The following is a 19,644-nucleotide window of genomic DNA, read 5'->3' on the forward strand; positions in this document are numbered from 1 at the left end:
CGAGACATGACCACCCGCCTGCGCCATGTGGCGATCGCTTCCGCCGACCCCGATCATGCGGTCGGATTCTTCACCGACGTCCTCGGCTGGACCGTCGCCGGCAAGGTCGATAGCCGCAACGCGCGCGGCTATTACGTGACCGACGGCCACATCAATATCGCACTGCTCTGCTTCAAGAACCGCCCCGCCGCGGGGATGGAGTTCCCCGAAGGCTATACCGGGCTGCATCACATCGGTTTCCAGTGCGACGACATCAACGACGTCGTCGCACGGTTCGAGAATTCGGGCTATGCCCCGCGCCACGACGTCAACCTGGCACAGGGCCTCGGCAAGAATCCCGCCAAGGACAATGCCGAATACAAGATGACTGGCCCCGAAAGCGTGATGGTCGACGTGTCCGAACGGGGCTGGGTCGGCACCGACAGCTACAAGGGCATGCCGCCCGCGGCATGACCCGCGATATTCTGGAATGCAAAGGCCGCCGGAGCATGATGCCCCGGCGGCCTTTTTGTTTTCACGAATCCTTTGGCTTGTGATCGGAAGCCGACCCACCCTTCATCGTCATCCCGGACTTGATCCGGGATGACGAGTGGGGTTGGGCAATATTTGCCCCCTACTCCCAATGCCGACAATGACGAGGGTTACAGGTTCAGGAAGGTCCGGGCGTTGCCGCTGAAGATTTTCGCCTTCTGCGCCGCGGACAGTCCGTCGTGCTCGCGCACCAGCGCGCCGATGTCCTGCTCGCCGAGCGGGAAGGGATGGTCGGAACCGAGCAGGATGCGGTCCTCGCCCATCACGTCGACCAGCAGGCTGAGCGCGCGCGGGTCGAACACCGCCGAATCGACGAAGAAACGGTCGACATAGGTCGACGGCGGGTTCGGGCAATCGACGCGCACGATGTCGCGGTGCTTCCACGCATTCTCGACCCGGCCGAGCAGGAAGGCGAAGCTGCCGCCGCCGTGACCGAAACAGATGCGCAGGCTTTTCGGCAGACGCTCGAACGCGCCCGACAGGATCAGCGACAGGATCGAAAGCTGCGTTTCCGCCGGCATCGCGACGAGCCAGGGCAGCATATATTTAGGCATGCGCTCGCGCGCCATCATGTCCCACGGGTGGACGAGCACCGCCGCGCCGACATCGGCGCAATGGGCAAGGAAGGTCAGCAGCCCCTCGTCGTCGAGGTTGCGCAGCCCCATGTGGTTGCCGATCTGCACGCCCAGATGTCCCGACGCGACCGCGCGGCCGACTTCGGCGCACGCCATGTCGATGTCCTGAAGCGGCACCTGCGCCAGCGCCTGCATCCGATCGGGCGCATGGGCACAGAAGGCGAGCGCCGCATCGTTGAAGCGCTGCGCCGAATCGAGCGCCTGTTCGGCGGGGCGGCCGTAGCCGAACATGATCGGCGTCGCGCAGATGATCTGGAGGTCGATGCCCTGCTCGTCGAGCGCCTCGACGCGGCGGGCGGGATCCCAGAGGATGTCCTCGACCGGGCGAAACGGCTTCGTTCCCGACATGATGAGGCCGGTGCCGTCGCCGGCGTCGCGAAGCCACGGCAGCCCCTCCGCCTCCGCCTGCGCGCGATAGGCGGCGTCCATCGCGGGGAAGAAATGGCTGTGCATGTCGATCACCGCCGCTGTGTGTGATGCCTGTCTGTCCATGCGTATTCGCGGCGCTCCCCGTCCATCGGTCGATAACGACCGGCGGCCGGTTCCGGGCGCGGGTCGAATACCCGAGTAGCCGGGGTTTGCTATCAACAATAATCTCCAGACTTGTCCTCGCTATTATAAAATGGCTATAGCTATATCAGGCCGCCCGGGGGAGCATCATGCCAAAATTTCACGAGAATTTTCTGCTGAGCCGTCTGAAGCTCCGCCAGTTGCGGCTGCTCACCGCGATCGCCGACGAAGGCACGGTGCTCAAGGGATCGCAGGCGCTGAACATCGCCCAGCCAGCGGCGACGAAGAGCATCAAGGAGCTGGAGGACGCGCTGGGCGTCCAGCTGTTCGACCGCTCGTCGCGCGGAGTGACGCCGACCGATTTCGGCGCGGTGATGATCAAGCATGCGAAGCTGATCCTGACTCAGCTTCGCCACGCGAGCGAGGAACTGCAGTCGCTGGAGGAAGGCTTGTCGGGCCGCGTCCATGTCGGCACGCTGCTCGCCGCATCGACGTCGCTTCTGCCGCGCGCGCTCGCCCGGCTGCGCGAGCGGCGGCCGGGGATCGCAGTGACGGTCGCCGAGGGCACGATCGACCGGCTGATGCCCGGTCTGCGCACCGGCGACATCGACGTCGTGCTCGGCCGCCTGCCCGAATATCGCGAGCGCGAGGGGCTGAAGCAGGACGTCCTTTATCTCGACACCGTGTCGATCATGGTGCGCGCCGATCATCCGCTCGCAGCGCGCGACGCGCTGAGCCTCGCCGAACTCGTCGACCAGCCGTGGGTGATGCCGCCGCCGCAGACGTCGCTGCGCCGCCAGATCGACCACGCCTTTCGCCACGAAGGGCTGGAGCCGCCGCGCGACGTGATCGAATCGGTGTCGATCCTGACCAACCACGCGCTGCTGATGAGCACCGACATGCTCGCCGCGATGCCGCACCAGGTCGGGCTGGGCCAGGCGGGGCTGGTCGCGCTGCCGGTGACGCTGGAAGGTGCGAGCTCGCGCATCGGCGCGACCACCCACGCGCATGTCGAGCTGTCGGCGGCGGCGCGCTATTTCATGGGCGTGATCCACGAGATCGCGGCCGAGATCCGCGCCGAACTGGGGCAGGACGAGGTCAGCTAGGTTCAACGCGAAGCTATGCGGATTCGAACGTTCCCCGCGACCGCGCCATGCGCCGCCAGACCAGATAGGCGGCGGCGATCAGCACCAGCCACGGTCCGCCGGCGAACACCGCCACCTGCCAGTCGGCATGGAGCGCCATCGTCACCGTGATCGCGCCGAGCAGGACCAGTCCGAGAATCTGCGCATAAGGAAAGAAGGGCATGCGCACCGGCAGATCGGCCCCCTGGTGCCGCCGGCGGAAGCGGAGGTGGCTGACGAGGATCGCGCTCCACACCAGCAGGCCGCCGAACAGCACGATGCCGAACAGATAGTTGTAGGCGAGCGGGGTCAGGATCGACAGCGAGGCGGCGGCAAGGATGCCCGCGCCGGTGACGGCGGTCGCGCGCATCGGCACATTCTGCGCGTTGAGCTGCCCGAGCGCGCGGGGCGCATAGCCGCCGCGCGCGAGCGAGAAGAGCATCCGCGAGCCCAGATAGATGCTGGTGTTCATAGCCGACAGCGCCGCCGTCGCGACGACGAAGTTCATCAGCCCCGCCGCATAGGGGATGCCCGCGCTCGCGAACATCTTCACGAACGGGCTTTCGGTGACGACCTTCGCGCCCGATTCGGTCCATGGCAGGAAAGCGATGATGATGAACAGCGCGAGGATGTAGAAGAGGAACAGGCGCGCCGCCATCGTGCGCAGCGCGGCGGGGATCGCGGTTTTCGGGTCCTTGGCCTCGCTCGCCGTGCCGACGACGAACTCGAGCCCCATGAAGGAGAAGAGCGCCATCAGCACCGCCAGCCAGACGCCCGAAAAGCCGTTGGGCAGGAAACCGCCCGCAAGGCCGGTGACATTGTGCAGCCCGATGGGATCGCCGACGATGCCGACAATGCGCGACAGGCCGACGACGATGAAGGCGACGATCGCCGACACCTTGATCACGGTCAGCCAATATTCGACCGACCCGAAATTATGCACCGCGCGCGTGTTGATCCACAGCACCGCCGCGGCGCTGCCGATCGCCCACAACCACACCGGCACGTCGGGAAACCACCAGCTCATGTAGATGCCGACCGCGACCGCTTCGGCGCCGATCAGCAGCACCTGCTGAATCCAGTAGGTATAGCGGACGATGAAGCCCATCATCGGCCCGAGGTAGATTTCGGCATAGGTGCCGAACGAACCTGCGGTGGGGTGGACGACGGCCATTTCGGACAGGCTGAACACCATGATCACCGCGATCAGCGCCGCGATCAGATAGCTGATGAGCACCCCCGGCCCGGCATAGCCGATCGCGATTCCCGATCCCATGAACAGGCCGGTGCCAATCGCGCCGCCGAGGCCGATCATGATGATCTGCGCCTTGCTCAGCCCACGCTCGAGTCCCGCCTCGCGATCGAGATAGGCCTGTTCGTCCATCGTCACTCCCTCCCCTTGCCGCGCGCTCATGTAACGGCGTCGCGTACCTGATGCTCCGGCAGTTTCCAGATGCCGCCGTCCATGATCGCCACCAGCCGGTCGACGGCATCCCACACGTCGACGAAGCGGACATAAAGCGGCGTGAAGCCGAAACGCACCGTGTCGGGAGCGCGGAAATCGCCGACCACCCCCGCCGCGATCAGCGCGCGCATGATCGGATAGCCGTCGGCGTGCGCGAAGGACACCTGGCTGCCGCGCGCCTCGGCCGCACGCGGCGACGCGAGCGTGAAGCCGTGGCCGGCGCAGCGCTGCTCGACGAGGCGGATGAACAGGTCGGTGAGCGCTATCGACTTCGTGCGGATCGCGCCCATGTCGGCCGACAGATGGATGTCGAGCCCGACCTCGGCGAGCGCCATCGATAGAATCTGCTGGGTGCCGATCAGATATTGGCGGATGCCCTGCTGCGGGCGATATCCGGGTTCGAAGGCGAAGGGCGCGGCGTGCCCCCACCAGCCGGTTACGGGCTGGAGCGCCTGCCCCTGGTGGCGCCGCGCCGCGAACAGGAAAGCAGGCGAGCCGGGGCCACCGTTCAGATATTTGTAGGTGCAGCCGACCGCGAAATCGACGCCAGCGCCATTGAGGTCGACCGGCATCGCCCCGGCGCTGTGACACAGGTCCCAGATGGAGAGCGCCCCGGCCGCATGCGCGCGCGCGGTGATCGCGGCCATGTCGTGGACGTGCCCCGACTTGTAATGAACATGGGTGATCGCGACCGCGATCGTGTCTTCGTCGATCGCCTCCGCAATCTCGTCCTTTTCACAGAGCCGGACCTCGACCCGCCCGCCGGTCGCCGCGGCGACGCCTTCGGCGATATAGTTGTTGGTCGGGAAATTGCTGCCCTCGAGGATCAGCACGCGGCGGTCCGGACGCAGCGCGACCGCGGCCGACAGCACCTTGAACAGATTCTGGCTCGTCGAATCGCAGACGACGACCTCGCCCGGCGCGGCGCCGATCAGCGGCGCGAGCTTGTCGCCGAGCCGCACCGGCAGGTCGAACCAGCCGGCGCTGTTCCAGCTCTTGATCAGGCCGGTCCCCCACTCGCGCGTCACAACGTCGTGCGCTCGCGCTGCCGCATCCTTCGGCATCGCGCCGAGCGAATTGCCGTCGAGATAGATCAGGCCTTCGGGCAGGTCGAAGCGATCGCGCAGCGACGCGAGCGGATCGGCGGCGTCCATCGCCTGACAGGCGGCGCGATCGAGGGGTTCGGCATCAAGCGTCATGGAAACATATCACCTTTGTCTGCGACATTTCGCGCGCGGCAAAGCGCACGCCTTCGCGGCCCATATTGCCCCGCCCGGCGCCGCCGAAAGGCATGGCGTCGAGCCGGTAGTCGGTCGAATCGTTGATCATCACCCCAGCCGCGCGCAACCGCCGCGCCGCGTGGCGCGCGTTGCGGATCGATTCGGTGAAGATCGCGGCGTGGATCGCGTAGTCGGCGCGATTGGCCGCGTCGATGGCCTCGTCCAGATCGGCGAAGCGGAACAGGCTGGCGACCGGGCCGAAGGCTTCGCTGCAGGCGACGCGCGCATCATCGGGCACGTCGGCAAGCAAAGTCGGCCGCACCAGCGCCCCGGCGCGCTCGCCGCCCGCAAGCAGCGTCGCGCCGCCCGCCACGGCTTCCTCGATCCACGCGGCGATGCGCGTCGCCTCTCCCGTGCCGATCATCGGGCCGATGTCGGTCGACAGGTCGGTCGGGTCGCCGACGCGCAAGGCGCGCGTCGCGGCGATCAGCGCCGCTCGAAAGCGGTCGTGGACCGCGTCGTGGACATAGATGCGCTGGACGCCGATGCAATTCTGCCCCGCCGCGCCGAACGCGCCCGAAACGCAGGCCGCGGCCGCCCTGTCGACGTCGGCATCGTCCATCACGATCACCGGCCCATTGCCGCCGAGTTCCATCGCCACGCGCTTGATCCCGGCCGATCGGCAGATCGCCTGCCCGACGCTGGCGCCGCCGGTGAAGCTGACCATCGCCACGTCGGGGTGGCTCGTCAGCGCATCGCCGAAGTCGGCCCCGCGCCCGGTCAGCAGGTTCAGCGCCCCTTCGGGCAGTCCCGCCGCGAGCAGCAGCCGCGCCAGCATGATCGCGACGAGCGGCGCTTGCTCAGCGGGCTTGAACACGACGGCGTTGCCTGCCGCGAAGGCGGGGCCGAGCTTGTGGCAGACAAGATTGAGCGGATCGTTGAACGGCGTGATCGCGGCGACGACGCCGACGGGTTCATAGATGTAATGCCCCGACCGCGACTCTCCCCCCGGAAAGCCGTCGAAGGCGATCGTCTCGCCGGCCAGCCGCACCGCCTCTTCGGCCGAGAGGCGCAGCGTGTTGACGGCGCGCGCCACTTCGCGCGCGGCGTTACGGATCGGCTTGCCCGTTTCGGCGGTGATCGCGGCGGCGAAGCGCTCGCCATCGGCCTCAAGCGCTAACGCGGCGGCGTGGAGAATGCGCGAGCGCACGCCGGTTGGCAGCTCGCGCATCGCAGCGGCGCCGTGCATCGCGGCGGCCACCGCACGTTCGACATGGCTCGCATCGGCGCAGGCGACCGCGCCGAGAGCCGCGCCCGACCAAGGATCGACGACATCCATCGTCGCGTCGACCGCCTCCCAGCGGCCGCCGATCAACAGCGAGCGCGCCGCGTCGAACGCGACATGCATCATGGCTTGTCCTTGCGTAGCACCAGCTCGTCATATTCACGGCTGTCGAGCAGCGCCTCGACGATGACCGGGCCGTCCGCAGCGAAACCGGCTTCGAGCGCGGTACGGAATTCGGCGGGATCGCGCGCGACCGTCACCGGCACCCCGAACAGCGACGGGCCGCCGATCGTTCCCTCAGCGCGCACCGGCGTGCCATAGATGGGATTCGCCTTCTTCTCCTGCTTGATGCGGATCAGCGCGAGGTCGTTGTCGGTGAAGACGACGATGACGATCGGCAGCTTTTCGCGCGCGGCAGTCGCCAGTTCGCCCACCGTCATCAGGAAGCCGCCGTCGCCGAGCACGCAGCAGACCGGCGTATCGGGACGGCACAGTTTCGCGGCGATTGCGGCGGGCAGGCCGAAGCCCATTGCCGACCAGCCGTTGGTCATGATCTGCGTCCCCGGCCGGGGCGTGCGCCAATGCTGGCCGATCAGATGCGTGTGCGCGCCGACGTCGCAGGTCATGATGCCGTCGGCGGGCAGCACGTCACGGAGCACGTCGAGCGCGGCGCAGGGACCGAAACGGCCCTCGCGCCCCTTCAGCTTCGCGAACATCGCCGCCCTGCGCTCGGCCAGCGCAGCGAGGTCCCAGCCCCTCGCCCCGGCGGGCAGCGCGAGGAGCGCGTCGAGCGCGGGCGCGATGGCGCCGACGACCTCGGCGGCGACGGGATGCTTGGCGCGGTCGATGTCAGCGGGGGCGACGTCGATGCTGGCGAGCGCGAGTCCGTCCTTCATCCAGCTTTCGTAATTGAACTCGATCGGGTCATAGCCGACCGCGACGACCAGGTCGGCCTCAGCATGCGTCCGCCCAACCATATCGGACAGCGCGTGGAACAGCACACCCGCGTAATTGGGGTGATCCTCCGGCACCATGCCCTTCGCCATCGGGGTCAGCAGTACCGGCAGGCCGAACCGCTCGGCCAGCGCGAGAATGCGGTCCTGCACCCCCGCGTGGACGGCGCCGAGGCCGACGGCGAGCACCGGCTTCGCGGCGGCGGCAAAGGCGGCGGTCAGCGCATCGAGCGCAGCGGCATCGGGCGCGGGTGGTGCGTCGGGCACGATCGGGCCGATTGCCGCAGGCTCGACCGCCTCCGCGCTCATCCCCTGCGGCAGGCCGACATGCACAGCGCCCGGACGGCCCGACAACGCTATCCGCGCCGCCTGCGCCAGCGTATCGGCGGCGCCGTCGGCCTCGATCCGCATCGTCGTCTTGGTCAGCGGCGCAAACAGCGCCTGATGGTCGATCGCCATCTGCACGGTGCGTCCGCGCAAGGGCGCGGGCATCTCGTCGGTCAGCGCGATCATCGGCGAGCGGTCGAGCGTCGCGCCGCCGACCCCGGTCGCGAGGTTGGTCGCGCCGGGCCCGAAAGTGCCGAAACAGACCCCCGGCACCCCGGTCAGCCGCCCGCACACATCGGCCATGAAACCCGCGCCGCCCTCATGGCTGGTCAGTACGAAGTCGATGCCGTCGGTGGTGCGGATCGCCTCCATATAATCGACCCAGCCGCCGCTCGGCACGCCGAAGACATGGCGTACGCCCATGTCGCGCAGTCCCGTCACGACGTTGCGGGCTACGGTCGTCGATGTCATGCGCGATCCTTCATGCGGGAGCCGGGGTACAGCGCCGGATTAGGCGCCTCCGTCATACACAAATAATATCAAATACCCTCTATGGTATGGCGAACTTGTTATAAGAAGCGGTTGGCGATCGTCCCGATGCCGTCGATCCCGCCCTCGACGACATCGCCTGCTACGATCCGGCCGACGCCCGCCGGGGTGCCGGTGTAGATGAGGTCGCCCGCCTTCAGCTCGACATAGGTCGACAGTTCGGCGATGATATCGGCGACGGGCCAGATCATATCGGCGATATTGCCGTCCTGCCGGACCGTCCCACCCACCGACAGCCAGATTCGCGCTGCGGTCGGATGGCCGACCTCGGCCGCCGGGCGGATCGGCGACAGCACCGCGCTATGGTCGAAGCCCTTGGCCATGTCCCACGGCCGGCCGCCGGCCTTGGCGTCGGCCTGAAGGTCGCGGCGCGTCAGGTCGTTGCCGACCGCATAGCCGAAGATGTGAGACAACGCGTCGTCGGATGCGATATTCGCGCCGCCCTTCGCGAGCGCGACAACCAGCTCGATCTCGTGATGCAGATTGTCGGTGCGCGGGGGCATCGCGATGTCGCCCGCCCCCCCGACGATCGCGTCGGCGGGCTTCGAGAAGAAGAAGGGCGGTTCGCGCGTCGGATCGCCGCCCATTTCGCGTGCGTGGTCGGCGTAATTCTTGCCGACGCAGAAGATGCGGCGAACGGGGAAGCGCTCGGCGCTTCCGGCGATTTCGGCGGTGGGGGCGGAGACATCGAAACGCATGGGCAAATCCTCAGGCTGGCGGATAGAGCGCCGCGCGGCACTTGCCGAGATCAGCGCCGTCGAGGCCGCCTTCCCTCACCGCATTCCACGGGCTGCCCATCCTGTCTTCAGGGCGATACCAGAAGCCATAGAGCTTGCCGTTCGCCGCGACCAGCGTCGCCGCGCCGATGCTGCCCTCCGCCTTCGAATACCAGGCAAGCCGCATGATGCGGCCGAAGATCGTGCCGCGCAGCGTGCCGAGCCCGTCGTTGTAACAGCCGAAAACCTCATTCCCCTTCTGCCGCAGCAGGATCGGACCATATTCATGGGCGTAGACGCCGCCGACATCCTCGCCGCCGCCCGCCCCGCGCTGGTCGAGATCGCCGATCACGGCGAGGTCCGACAGACGCGTCGAACCGCTGCCCGCCCAATTGCTGTCGATGCGCAGCCGCAGCCAGCGTGCGCGGGCCTCCTTCGGCAGTTTCACCAGCGTCTGCGCGTCGGCCTTGGCCTCACCCTCAACCAGCGTCTCGAACGGCCCGTCGGGCCCGGCGGTCGAGCCGAGCAGCGCAAAGCGCCGCACCGGCGAGCCGTCGGGGGCCTGCGACATCGACCCGTCCTCGCGCACCACCGGCTCGAAGCGATTGTCGAGCACGACCGCCCGGATCGTACCGCTGTCCGCCAGCTCGAAAGCGAGCTGGTGCGGGAGGGTGGCGGCCTTGTCGGACTGCCAGCCATAGGCCGGACCGCCATCGACGAGGTTGATCGTCCAGGTCGACCAGTGGCGCGCGGCTTCGCCCGCATCGGCCTCCGCGATACCGCCCCAGCTGATGTGCAGGATATTGTCGCCGGCAGGTTCTGCGGGCTTTGCCGCCGGCTTGTCGACGGGCGCGTTCGAGCATCCGGCGAGGAACAGCGCCCCCGCCAGCGTCATCATCGCTGTGCGCATAAATCAGGTCCTTTTCGAAGTGGAATTATCGCCGTTCGGGCCAGACGGTTTTCGGTGCGCCGAGCCGCGGCTTGCCGAGCAGCGGCGACGACAGCGCATAGACGCCGTTCACCGAAAAGGCCCAGATGATGTTGCGGTCATATTCGGTATAAACCGCGAAGGTCGAGTTGCCGATCGCATAATCGGGCAGTTCGTCGGTCGTCGCGAAGCGCGGGACGAAATAGCCCGCGACCTTCGGCTTCGCCGGATCCTTGACGTCGAAGATCTGGATGCCCGCGTTGTAGAAGGCATAGATGGCGAGACCCTGGCGCCCGCGCTCGGGCTGGGTGAGCCCGCCCGACCGCTTCGGCCCGAAGCTGCCGCGCCGCTGGCAGAAATCGGTAAAGGCCGCGCCGGGCGGCGGCGTCGGACGCGGGAAGGTCGCCGCGACCTTCGGATGCGCAGGATCGCGCACGTCGATCACGTAAATGTCCTTGAACGGCTCGTAGCAATTCTCGTTCATCGGATAGCCGTTCGCGAAGACGAAGCCGGTGCGGTCGTACTGGCTGACGTCGACATTGTCGAATTCGGTCCCGGCATAGCTCGGCGGGATCGTGAGATGGCCGAGCGTCTTCGGCTGCGCCGGGTCGCTGAGGTCGAACGTGTAGAAGCCGAGCCCGCCCGTGCCGCCGAAGCCGACCTTGCCGCCGTCCTCGACCGGCCGGGTGGTCACGATCGGATAGCGCGAACCCATCCAGCTCGTCCGGTTGCCCGCGCGCGGATTGGCGCGATAGGCGGCCTCGCTGGCGGGGTCGCCGAGCTGCTGGCCGGGCACCGTGATTTGCGACACGAATTTCGGGTTCGCCGGGTCCGCCATGTCCCAGACCTGATAGCCGGGCGAATAGAGATAATCGGGATATTCGGTGAGCGAATAGCTGTCGTCGGGCGCCGCCGAGAGCAGCATATATTTGCCCCCGAACCATGTGACCGCGTCGAGCGCGCCCGATCCCTGCTGTTCGCCGATCGGCGCGTCGGGGTGTTTGGTATCGGTGGTGCGCGTCGCGATCAGTTCCCACTGGTCGGGGGTCGGGCCGTTCATCGCATACACCTTGAAGCCCTTGAGCGAATTATAGTGACGCTGCTCCGCCACTTTCTCGGGCTCGCGGCGCTTGTCCTCCATCAGGCCGAAGCGGCCGATCTCGTAGGAGGCGACGAGGATGTTGCGCCGCAGCTTCTCGTTCCATGCGATGGTGACGCCGCCGAAATAGTCGGTGACCGCGGAGGCGTCCCAATCCTCGCTCGACCCCTTGGCGCTCCAGGTGCCGCCCTGCGACCAGACGATCTTCGCCTTGCGCGGGTCGGTGACGTCGAGGATGCGCAGATAGTCGCGGTCGTGCGTATAGAGATAGCGCTTGCCGCCGAAATCGACGACATTCGCCCAGGCGTGCCACGGCGACGTCACCGCGGGATAGAAGGCGATCACGTCGACGTTGCTGGCGTAGCTGTTCTGGTCCCAATGATCGAGCTGCCCCGGAAAGCGCGGCGCATCGGTCGTCAGCGGCGTCGCGACCGGATGGCGGAACGACCCATCCGGGTTCATGCCGTAATCGACGCCCGGTTTCGGCGGGGCCGGCGGATTGTCGGGGGTCATGGCGATCCAGGCCTGCAGCCACGAATCGCGCACATCGATCGGCCCGGGTTCTTTCGGATCCCAGTCCGCCGCAGCGAGCGCCGCCGTGCCGAGCAGCGCGGCGAGGACGGTGCCCGCGCCTGCCATGATCCTGATGCCGCGCTTCATTGCGAACCCTTTCCTGCCTGTTGACCTGCTGCGTCATTGCGACCCCGAACCCGGTCCGGAGTTGCAATGACAATGATGCCCTAGAAGCGGAACCGGGCCGTCAGGCCATAGGTGCGCGGCGGGATATAGGTCGAATAGATGGTGCCGAACAATTCGAGCTTGCTGGTATAGTTGAGCTCGTTGGTGAGATTCTTGATCCAGGCGGTCAATTCCCACTTGTCGTCGATGTCGCGCACCCCGATGCGTGCATTGAGCAGCACCTCTTCGTCGAACTTCAGGATCGGGGTGTTCGGATTGTCGAAGAAATTCGCCCCCGTATATTGGAAGTCGGTGCCCGCCACCAGCGCGAGCCGTTCGCTGATCGGCTGGTCGAGGTTCGCCGCGACGCTGAACGCATGCTTGGGAGTGCGGCGGCAACTGTTACCGTCAAGGTCGGTTCCGTCGTCGTCGATGATCAGCTCGCCGGTGAAGTTGCACTTCGAAAAGGCATAGTTGCCCGACAGGGTGAACGTATCGGTGATCCGCGCCTGGAAATCGAGTTCGAGGCCATAGGCGCGCGTGCCGTTCTTCGCATTGAAGACGAAATTGTCGGGCGGCATCCCCGGCCCTGGCGACAGGAACTGGTTGGTCTGGAGATTGTCGTAGAGCGTATAATAGGCCGCCGCGTTGATGAACAACCGCCGGTCGGCAAGCGCGAGCTTGGCGCCGAGTTCGAAGCTGTCGGCGGTTTCGGGATCGAAGGAGACCAGCGCCTCGGCCGGCGTGTTGGCGTCCTCGCCCGTCCAGCCGCCAGGCTTGTAGCCCTTCGCATAGCGGGCATAGAGGGTGACATCGTCGCTTGGCTCGTAGCGCAGCGTCGCGCTCGGCAGCCAGGCGTCCCAGCTCCGCGTCTCGCCAACCCGGAAATTGACCGCCTCGCCCTCGAACGACACGCCCGAGCGATTGTTCGAATAGCGCTTGCGGTCATAGGCATAACGCAGCCCCGCCTCGACGGTGAGCTGGTCGGTCAGGTCGAAGCTGACTTCGCCGAAGACGCCGATATTGTCGTTGCGCGAGCTGGTGACCGTGTGGTTCGAGCCGGGCGACGGCGTCGCCGGGATGCCGCCATAGGCGAGCGCGAAGGCGAATTCCTCGATCGCCCCGAAGTCAGAGAAAAGGAAGTTCACATCTTCCGCGCGGCGGATTTTCTCGTGCAGATAATAGACGCCGCCTTCGAGCCGGAGCGGCCCGCCATTGTCCCAGCGCAGGCGCAGTTCCTGCGAGAATTGCTTCACGTCCTCGCCCTTGCCGCTGTCGAAATAGCTGTCGGGGACAGTCGCGAGATAGGTGTCGAGCCCGGCGAGCATCGCGGAGGTGATGTCGGGGGCGTTGGTGGCGGGGTCGAAGGGGAAGTTGAAGAACATCCCCGATCCGTCCTCGCGCGCCGCCAGCGAGCTGTCGCGATAGGCGGTCTGCGAGGTGATGCTGATCCCGTCGCCCGGCTGCCAGTCGATCGTGCCACTGAGCCCGTACATGTCGCTGTTCTGGAAGCCGGTGAAATTATGCTCGCCCGAGCGGCGCTTCGCGCTCTTGAACGGCGCGTTGCGGTTCGGCAGCACGAAACCGGGCAGGCTGTCGATCGTCGGCGCATAATAGCCGAGGTAGGTCACTTCCTCGCTGTCGCCGGGAACGAGGATGTCGACCCAGCGCGCTCCGTCGCGGTGGCGCGTATAGTCGGCCGACAGATAGACATCGAGCGTCGCGTCGGGCTGCCAGCGCAGCTGCGCGCGCACCGACTGCATATTCTGGTCCTCTTCGTCGCCGCCGCGCAAATTCTTCGCATAGCCGTCGTGCTTGCGCGAACTGGCCGTCAGGCCGAGGCTGACGGTGTCCGACACCGGGCCGCGCATCGATGCCGCGACGTCGATCCGGTCGTAGTTGCCGTAGCTCGCTTCGAAGCGCCCTTCGAACGTGTCGCCGGGCTTCTTGGTCACATAGTTGATCAGGCCGCCGACGACGCTCTTGCCGAAACGAAGCGCCTGCGGCCCCTTGAGCACCTCGACGCGCTCGAGGTCATAGAGGTCGAGCAGCGAGCCGGTGCCGCGCGACAGATAGACGCCGTCGACGAAGATGCCGACCGCCGCGTCGGCGCCGGCGCCCTGGATGTCCGAACCGATGCCGCGGATGAACAGCTCGGTATCGACCGCGCGCTCGGCACTGAGCTTGAGCCCCGGAATGCGGTAGGCGACTTCGGAAAAATCCTTGATGCCCGCCTGTTCGAGCGCAGCGCTGCTGAACGCCTGGACCGAAATCGGCACGTCCTGCAGGCTTTCGGCGCGCTTGCGCGCGGTGACGACGATCTCGTCGCCCGGTGCGGCCGCGGCGGCCTCGTTCGGGGCCGCCTGCGCAAAGGCCGTGCCCGGCGCCGCGAGGCCCGCCACGGTCGCGAGAAGCGCCCAGCGCAGATTTCGAGTGGATGTCATTGCAGCTTACCTCCCCAGCGGCCGGACCCCTCATCCTCGCTCGGGAAGGTGCCCAACCGGCATTGTTGTGTCGCAGGCTGCAAATTAGCGGCGTTCATATATCAACATAATAAATTATGCATGCCCCAATATTCCTTTTTGATTATATCCAAGATTCGACCAGCCAGCAGGCGACGCCGATCGCGCCGCGAGCGATGGCGGTCGCGCGGTGGCTGCGCACGCGTCTGAACGGAGCGGACGATAGCCGGCGCGTGAGTCCGCGCCGCGTCCGGTCAGAGTCCGTCGCCGGCCCGCTTCGAGGCGACGTCGGCGAGCGAGCCGAGCTTCGGCCCCTCGATCTGCTTCGGCGCGACGGGCGCGAGCGCCGCGCCCGGGGCGATCGCAGTCAGCGTGCGGATGCGCGCGCGGAAGGCCGCGAGTTCCTGGCCTTCAAGCTGCGCCTTGGTGACGAAGCTGACCGACATCGGGTTCACCGCATGGCCGTTGCGATAGACTTCGAAATGAAGATGCGGCCCGGTCGACAGGCCGGTCGAGCCGATATAGCCGATCACCTGGCCGCGCGTGACGCGCTGGCCCGCGCGCACCGCGATGCGGCTCATATGGCCATAGCCGGTGCCGGTGCCGCCGCCATGGTTGAGCTTGACGTAATTGCCGAAGCCGCCGGTGCGGCCGGCGACCGTCACCACGCCGTCGCTGACCGCATGGATGGGCGCGCCATAACCGCCGCCGAAATCGACGCCGCTGTGCATGCGGCGATAACCGAGGATCGGATGGCGCCGCACGCCAAAGGTCGAGGTGACGCGGCCGTTCGTCGGGCGCACCATGCCGCCGCGCCGTTCGCCGACCCCCGACGCCTCGAACCACTGGCTGCGTCCGTCCTTGGTCCATTCGAGCATCGACAGCTTCGGCTTGCCGCCGCGGATCAGCCCCGCATAGAGCAGCCGGCCCGTCTCGCTTTCGCCCGTTTCGGCGCGGCGATGGTCGACGATGATGTCATATTCGTCGGAGGCCCGCAGGTCGCTGCCGACCGATATCTGCTTGCCGATCACGCGCAGATAAGCCTGGATCGCCTCCGGCGGCGCGCCCGCCGCGCGCGCCGAGCGATAGAGGCTGTCGCCGACCCGTCCGCGGATGCGCAGCGGCGTCGCGTCGACGGCGATCGGGATGCGGCGCATCACCATCCGGCCGTCGATCCGCTCCATCTCGATACGAAGGTCGAAGCGTGCGCGCATCGCCAGCGCCTCGACCGGGCGCGGCATGGTGCGCGCCGCGCGGCGTCCCAGGATCAGGTCGATGCGCGTGCCCGGCGCGATGTCGGACAGCGGCACGGCGCCCGAAACCTGCTGCGCGATGGCCTGCGCTTCCGCGCCGCCGACGCCCGAGCGTTCGAGCAGGCGGGCAAAGCTGTCGCCGCGGCCGAGCGTCGCGGCCAATTCAATCTGCGGCCGTTCGGGCGTCTGGGTCAGCGGGCGCACCGCGTCGGTCGCGGCCATATGGCGGCCCGTGTCGGCGCCGAGTGCGAGCGGCACGATCATCTGCGCGCGCGCTTCGTTGAAATCGGCGGCGTCGAGCGCCGGCGCGCCGCCGATCTCCAGCGGCTTGATGCCGGGAAAGGTCGCGATGGCGCTGCCGCACAGCAGGGTCAGCGTCGCCAGCCCGCGCCACCATTCGGCCGAGCCGATATTGGCGCCCAGATCGGGAACGAGGTCGAGACCGGCGAGACGATCGCGCCACGAGAGTGCGGGTTCGGATTCGAACGCCGCGGGCCGCAGCGGAACGGCCTGCGCCATGCTGAGCGCGGCCGCGTTGCCTGACATCCCGGCAATGGGTTCGTGGCGCTGGAACAAATAAACCCCCGCTCGACGGGCCTCCCGCGACCCGGCCGTCGATGATCTCGTCGGACCGAACGTCTGTAAACAAAGGTCGTTAAAGTCAATTTAATGGCTTCCCCGCGGCTTTTGGCTTGCGGCGAGCCGTGGCCGAGGCGGGCTGTGGCGTGCCCGCAGGCGGAAAAGGCAGGGGAGACGCGCATCGCGCGGCGATCGGCGGTTGCGCCCGCGCGCGCGCCATGCCAGCGTGGCGCTAAGACGATGCTTCTCACCTCCTCCCCCATGGTCAAGGCCGTCCTTGGCCCCACCAACACCGGCAAGACCCATTTGGCGGTCGAACGCCTGACCGCCCATGTCAGCGGCATGATCGGCTTCCCGCTGCGCCTGCTCGCGCGCGAGGTCTATGACCGCGTCGCCGCGATCAAGGGACCGGCCGAGGTCGCGCTGGTCACCGGCGAGGAACGCATCTGGCCGCCCGAGGCGCGCTATGTGCTCGGCACGATGGAGGCGCTGCCGATCGAGCGCGACGTCGCCTTCGTCGGGATCGACGAGGCGCAGCTTGGCGCCGATCCCGAGCGCGGGCACGTCTTCACCGACCGGATGCTGCGCGCGCGCGGCCGCGACGAGACGATGATTCTCGGCTCGGCCAGCCTCACCCCGCTGATCCGCGAACTGGTGCCCGAGGCCGAAATTGTCGGGCGGCCGCGTTTTTCGACGCTCAGCTATGCCGGCGCGATGAAGCTGTCGCGCCTTCCCAGGCGATCGGCGATCGTCGCCTTCTCAGCCGAGGAGGTCTATGCGATCGCCGAGATGCTGCGCCGCTTCGCGGGCGGCGCGGCGGTGGTGATGGGCGCGCTGAGCCCGCGCACCCGCAACGCGCAGGTCGCGATGTTCGAGGCGGGCGAGGTCGACTATCTGGTCGCCACCGACGCGATCGGCATGGGGCTGAACCTCGACGTGCGCCACGTCGCCTTCGCCAGCTTGCAGAAATTCGACGGGCGCCGCCTGCGCCGCCTGACCATCGCGGAGATGGCGCAGATCGCGGGTCGCGCCGGACGCCACCAGCAGGACGGCAGCTTCGGCACCATCGGCCTGCCGCAGGGCGGCATGACGCCCGAGGAAATCGCCGCGATCGAGGGGCATCATTTCCCGCCGCTGTCGAGCCTGTTCTGGCGCAACCCGCAGCCGCGCTTCGACACGCTCGACCGGCTGCTCGCCGACCTCGCCCAGCCCCCTGCCCACCCCGCGCTCCGCGCGGCGCCCGAAGCGGTGGACCTCGCCGTGCTGCGGCACCTGGCGGGCGATATCGAGGTCGCGGCGCGCGGCGGCGAGCCGCAGGCGGTCGAGCGATTGTGGGACGTCTGCGGCCTGCCCGATTTCGAGCGGCTCGGCGCCGAGCATCACAGCCGCACCGTGCTCCGCCTGTGGCAGTGGCGCACCAGCGGCGACGGCATGATCGACCCCGACTGGTTCGCGCGCCGGCTCGCGCGGCTCGACGATGCCGAGGGCGACATCGACCAGCTCGCAAGCCGCATCGCGGCGGTGCGCACGCTGTGCTTCATCGCCCAGCGCGGCGACTGGATCGCCGATGCGGCGGGGTGGACCGCGCAGACGCAGGCGCTCGAATCGCGATTGTCCGATGCGCTGCACGCGGCGCTGACGCAGCGCTTCGTCGACCGGCGGCTGGCGCTGCTGATCCGCGACGCCGGCCAGCGCCACGCCGCGCTGCCCGTCGCGGTCGGCGCCGACGGCACCGTCGCGGTCGACGGCGAAGCGCTGGGAACGCTGAACGGCTTCAGCTTCAAGGTCGACCCCGTCGCGCGCGCGAGCGACCACCGGCTGCTGCTCGCCGCCGCGGACAAGCATCTGCGCGGCGAACTGGCGCGGCGCGCCGCGGCGCTGGCCGAGAGCGACGGCGGCGCGCTGGCGCTGGTCGGCGAAGCGGGCGCGCCGCCGCGCCTCGCATGGCACGACCAGACCATCGCGACGCTGGCGCGGGGAACGACGCTGGTGCAGCCGGCGATCCTTCTCGATGCGGCGCTGCGCCGGCTCGATCCGCCGCAGGTGCAGGCGATCGCCGAGCGGCTCCAGCGCTTCGTCGCCGAACAGCTCGCGCGCCACGCCGCGCCGCTCGCCGCGATGGGCGCCGCGGCGGGCGACCTCTTCACCCCGCCGCGGGTGCGCGCGCTGCTCGCGGCGCTGGTCGACGGCGGCGGCACGGTGCCGCGCGCCGCGGTCGAGGACCAGCTCACGGCGATGACCGCGGACGAGCGGCCGCTGCTCCGCCGCCTCGGCCTCACCATCGGGTCGCTCGACCTGTTCCACCCGCAACTCCTCAAGCCCGAGGCGGTGCGCTGGCGCGCCGCGCTGCTCGCCGCGCAGCAGGGCACGGCGATGCCTGCGCTGCCGCCGCACGGCGCGGTGCTGCAAAAGGGCGGCGACGAAGCGGGGCTGGCGGTCGCGGGCTTCCGCCGCTGCGCTTCGGGCTGGCTGCGCATCGACATGGCCGAGAAGCTGGCGCGGCAGGCGCATGCCGCGCGGATGCAGGCCGCCACGCCGCCGAGCGCGCCGGTCGCGGGCGGCGATCCGCATCGCGCCGCGCAGCAGGAGGCGGGCGAAGAGGGCGATGGCGAAGGCGCCGTCGCCGCGCTGCCGCCGGGGTTTGCGATCGACCCGGCGCTCGCCACCTCGCTCGGCCTCGACGAGGAGGCACGGCGCGCGCTGCTCCAGAGTTTCGGCTTCCGCCCCGTCGGCGACCCGGCGCTTCAGCGCTGGCGCTGGGCGGGACTCAAACGGGCCGACAAGCGCCAGCGCCGCAAGCCGGAGCACCGCAAGCCGGAGAGGAAGGGCGCCCCCCAGCAGCAGGCAGGCGAAGCCGCGAAGGGGCGACCGCCCCGCCCCGCCAAGAAGGGGCAGCGCCCGAAACCGGGGCAAGAAGCGCCGCGCGCCCCGCGCCCCGAGCGGGCGCCGCGGCGCGGCCCGTCGCCGCACAGCCCCTTCGCCGGCCTCGCCGCGCTGCTGGCCGAGGGGCGCAAGGACTGATGGCGAGTCCGGGCGCCGCGGGCAGCATCCGGCTCGACAAGCTGCTCTGGTATCTGCGCTTCGCCCGCTCGCGCAGCATCGCGCAGGCGATGGTCGCGGCGGGGCATATCCGCCTCGACGGCCGGCGCGTCACCCGCGCCTCGGCCGCCGTCCATGCCGGCGCGACGCTGGTGCTGCCGGTGGGCGAGCGGATCGAGGTGATCCGGCTGCTGACCGTGCCGTCGCGGCGCGGACCGGCCCCCGAAGCGCAATCCTGCTATGTCCGGCTGGAGGACAGGGGTTCGTCCGCCGCGAGTTGAACGGTCGGCG

At 68.3% G+C, this 19,644-nt stretch carries 14 protein-coding genes; 4 read left to right on the plus strand and 10 right to left on the minus strand.

Annotated features, from left to right (window positions below; translation table 11 throughout):
* The first annotated feature begins 6 nt into the window (after positions 1 to 6).
* Positions 7 to 453 (plus strand): VOC family protein, encoded by a 447-nt coding sequence (locus SGRAN_RS17900; RefSeq protein ID WP_067185896.1) that lies wholly within the window; start codon positions 7 to 9, stop codon positions 451 to 453.
* A gap of 188 nt (positions 454 to 641) precedes the next feature.
* On the opposite strand, the gene SGRAN_RS17905 is transcribed toward SGRAN_RS17900, so the two are convergent.
* Positions 642 to 1,658, minus strand: a complete 1,017-nt coding sequence (locus SGRAN_RS17905) for an amidohydrolase family protein (protein WP_082737342.1) — start codon at positions 1,656 to 1,658, stop codon at positions 642 to 644.
* Between the two features lie 167 nt (positions 1,659 to 1,825).
* Between SGRAN_RS17905 and SGRAN_RS17910 the strand changes: the two genes are divergently transcribed.
* Positions 1,826 to 2,782 carry a LysR family transcriptional regulator gene (locus tag SGRAN_RS17910; RefSeq protein ID WP_067185898.1) on the plus strand — a complete coding sequence of 319 codons (957 nt, stop codon included), beginning with the start codon at positions 1,826 to 1,828 and terminating at the stop codon, positions 2,780 to 2,782.
* A gap of 13 nt (positions 2,783 to 2,795) precedes the next feature.
* On the opposite strand, the gene SGRAN_RS17915 is transcribed toward SGRAN_RS17910, so the two are convergent.
* The 9 genes from SGRAN_RS17915 to SGRAN_RS17955 all read right to left on the minus strand — a co-directional run bounded on the left by SGRAN_RS17915 (position 2,796) and on the right by SGRAN_RS17955 (position 16,281).
* Positions 2,796 to 4,184, minus strand: coding sequence for an amino acid permease (locus SGRAN_RS17915; protein ID WP_067185899.1), 1,389 nt, complete (start codon positions 4,182 to 4,184; stop codon positions 2,796 to 2,798).
* 26 nt (positions 4,185 to 4,210) lie between these two features.
* Positions 4,211 to 5,464, minus strand: a complete 1,254-nt coding sequence (gene kynU, locus SGRAN_RS17920; RefSeq protein WP_067185900.1) for a kynureninase — start codon at positions 5,462 to 5,464, stop codon at positions 4,211 to 4,213.
* Entirely contained in the window at positions 5,454 to 6,896 is a 1,443-nt protein-coding gene (locus SGRAN_RS17925; protein ID WP_237233558.1) for an aldehyde dehydrogenase family protein, read from the minus strand. The genes kynU and SGRAN_RS17925 overlap by 11 nt, the downstream gene beginning before the upstream one ends.
* Complete coding sequence (locus SGRAN_RS17930) at positions 6,893 to 8,521, minus strand: thiamine pyrophosphate-binding protein (protein ID WP_067185902.1); 1,629 nt, start codon at positions 8,519 to 8,521, stop codon at positions 6,893 to 6,895. Before SGRAN_RS17930 ends, SGRAN_RS17925 begins: the two co-directional genes overlap by 4 nt.
* Positions 8,522 to 8,619: 98 nt before the next feature.
* Entirely contained in the window at positions 8,620 to 9,297 is a 678-nt protein-coding gene (locus SGRAN_RS17935; protein WP_067185905.1) for a fumarylacetoacetate hydrolase family protein, read from the minus strand.
* A gap of 10 nt (positions 9,298 to 9,307) precedes the next feature.
* On the minus strand, positions 9,308 to 10,225 hold the full coding sequence (locus tag SGRAN_RS17940; RefSeq protein ID WP_067185906.1) for a hypothetical protein: 918 nt from the start codon (positions 10,223 to 10,225) through the stop codon (positions 9,308 to 9,310).
* Between the two features lie 25 nt (positions 10,226 to 10,250).
* A complete protein-coding gene (locus SGRAN_RS17945) occupies positions 10,251 to 12,002 on the minus strand; it encodes an LVIVD repeat-containing protein (RefSeq protein WP_067185909.1) in 1,752 nt (583 codons plus the stop codon).
* An 80-nt stretch (positions 12,003 to 12,082) separates the two neighbouring features.
* A complete protein-coding gene (locus SGRAN_RS17950; RefSeq protein ID WP_067185911.1) occupies positions 12,083 to 14,464 on the minus strand; it encodes a TonB-dependent receptor in 2,382 nt (793 codons plus the stop codon).
* A 272-nt stretch (positions 14,465 to 14,736) separates the two neighbouring features.
* Positions 14,737 to 16,281: a M23 family metallopeptidase gene (locus SGRAN_RS17955; protein WP_067185912.1), complete on the minus strand. Its 1,545-nt coding sequence runs from the start codon at positions 16,279 to 16,281 to the stop codon at positions 14,737 to 14,739.
* A 273-nt stretch (positions 16,282 to 16,554) separates the two neighbouring features.
* Between SGRAN_RS17955 and SGRAN_RS17960 the strand changes: the two genes are divergently transcribed.
* Entirely contained in the window at positions 16,555 to 19,335 is a 2,781-nt protein-coding gene (locus SGRAN_RS17960; protein WP_067185914.1) for a helicase-related protein, read from the plus strand.
* Positions 19,335 to 19,634 (plus strand): RNA-binding S4 domain-containing protein, encoded by a 300-nt coding sequence (locus SGRAN_RS17965; RefSeq protein ID WP_067106393.1) that lies wholly within the window; start codon positions 19,335 to 19,337, stop codon positions 19,632 to 19,634. Before SGRAN_RS17960 ends, SGRAN_RS17965 begins: the two co-directional genes overlap by 1 nt.
* Positions 19,635 to 19,644: the final 10 nt, after the last annotated feature.

This window comes from Sphingopyxis granuli, assembly GCF_001559015.1.
In the GTDB taxonomy this organism is placed as follows: Bacteria; Pseudomonadota; Alphaproteobacteria; order Sphingomonadales; family Sphingomonadaceae; genus Sphingopyxis; species Sphingopyxis granuli.

Coding starts and splice junctions, on each gene's coding strand:
- SGRAN_RS17915 (WP_067185899.1), bottom strand. CDS start 4,184: ATGGACGAACAGGCCTATCTCGATCGCGAGGCGGGACTCGAGCGTGGG.
- SGRAN_RS17930 (WP_067185902.1), bottom strand. CDS start 8,521: ATGACATCGACGACCGTAGCCCGCAACGTCGTGACGGGACTGCGCGAC.
- SGRAN_RS17945 (WP_067185909.1), bottom strand. CDS start 12,002: ATGAAGCGCGGCATCAGGATCATGGCAGGCGCGGGCACCGTCCTCGCC.
- SGRAN_RS17940 (WP_067185906.1), bottom strand. CDS start 10,225: ATGCGCACAGCGATGATGACGCTGGCGGGGGCGCTGTTCCTCGCCGGA.
- SGRAN_RS17905 (WP_082737342.1), bottom strand. CDS start 1,658: ATGGACAGACAGGCATCACACACAGCGGCGGTGATCGACATGCACAGC.
- SGRAN_RS17950 (WP_067185911.1), bottom strand. CDS start 14,464: ATGACATCCACTCGAAATCTGCGCTGGGCGCTTCTCGCGACCGTGGCG.
- SGRAN_RS17910 (WP_067185898.1), top strand. CDS start 1,826: ATGCCAAAATTTCACGAGAATTTTCTGCTGAGCCGTCTGAAGCTCCGC.
- SGRAN_RS17955 (WP_067185912.1), bottom strand. CDS start 16,281: ATGTCAGGCAACGCGGCCGCGCTCAGCATGGCGCAGGCCGTTCCGCTG.
- SGRAN_RS17925 (WP_237233558.1), bottom strand. CDS start 6,896: ATGATGCATGTCGCGTTCGACGCGGCGCGCTCGCTGTTGATCGGCGGC.
- SGRAN_RS17960 (WP_067185914.1), top strand. CDS start 16,555: ATGCTTCTCACCTCCTCCCCCATGGTCAAGGCCGTCCTTGGCCCCACC.
- SGRAN_RS17965 (WP_067106393.1), top strand. CDS start 19,335: ATGGCGAGTCCGGGCGCCGCGGGCAGCATCCGGCTCGACAAGCTGCTC.
- kynU (WP_067185900.1), bottom strand. CDS start 5,464: ATGACGCTTGATGCCGAACCCCTCGATCGCGCCGCCTGTCAGGCGATG.
- SGRAN_RS17900 (WP_067185896.1), top strand. CDS start 7: ATGACCACCCGCCTGCGCCATGTGGCGATCGCTTCCGCCGACCCCGAT.
- SGRAN_RS17935 (WP_067185905.1), bottom strand. CDS start 9,297: ATGCGTTTCGATGTCTCCGCCCCCACCGCCGAAATCGCCGGAAGCGCC.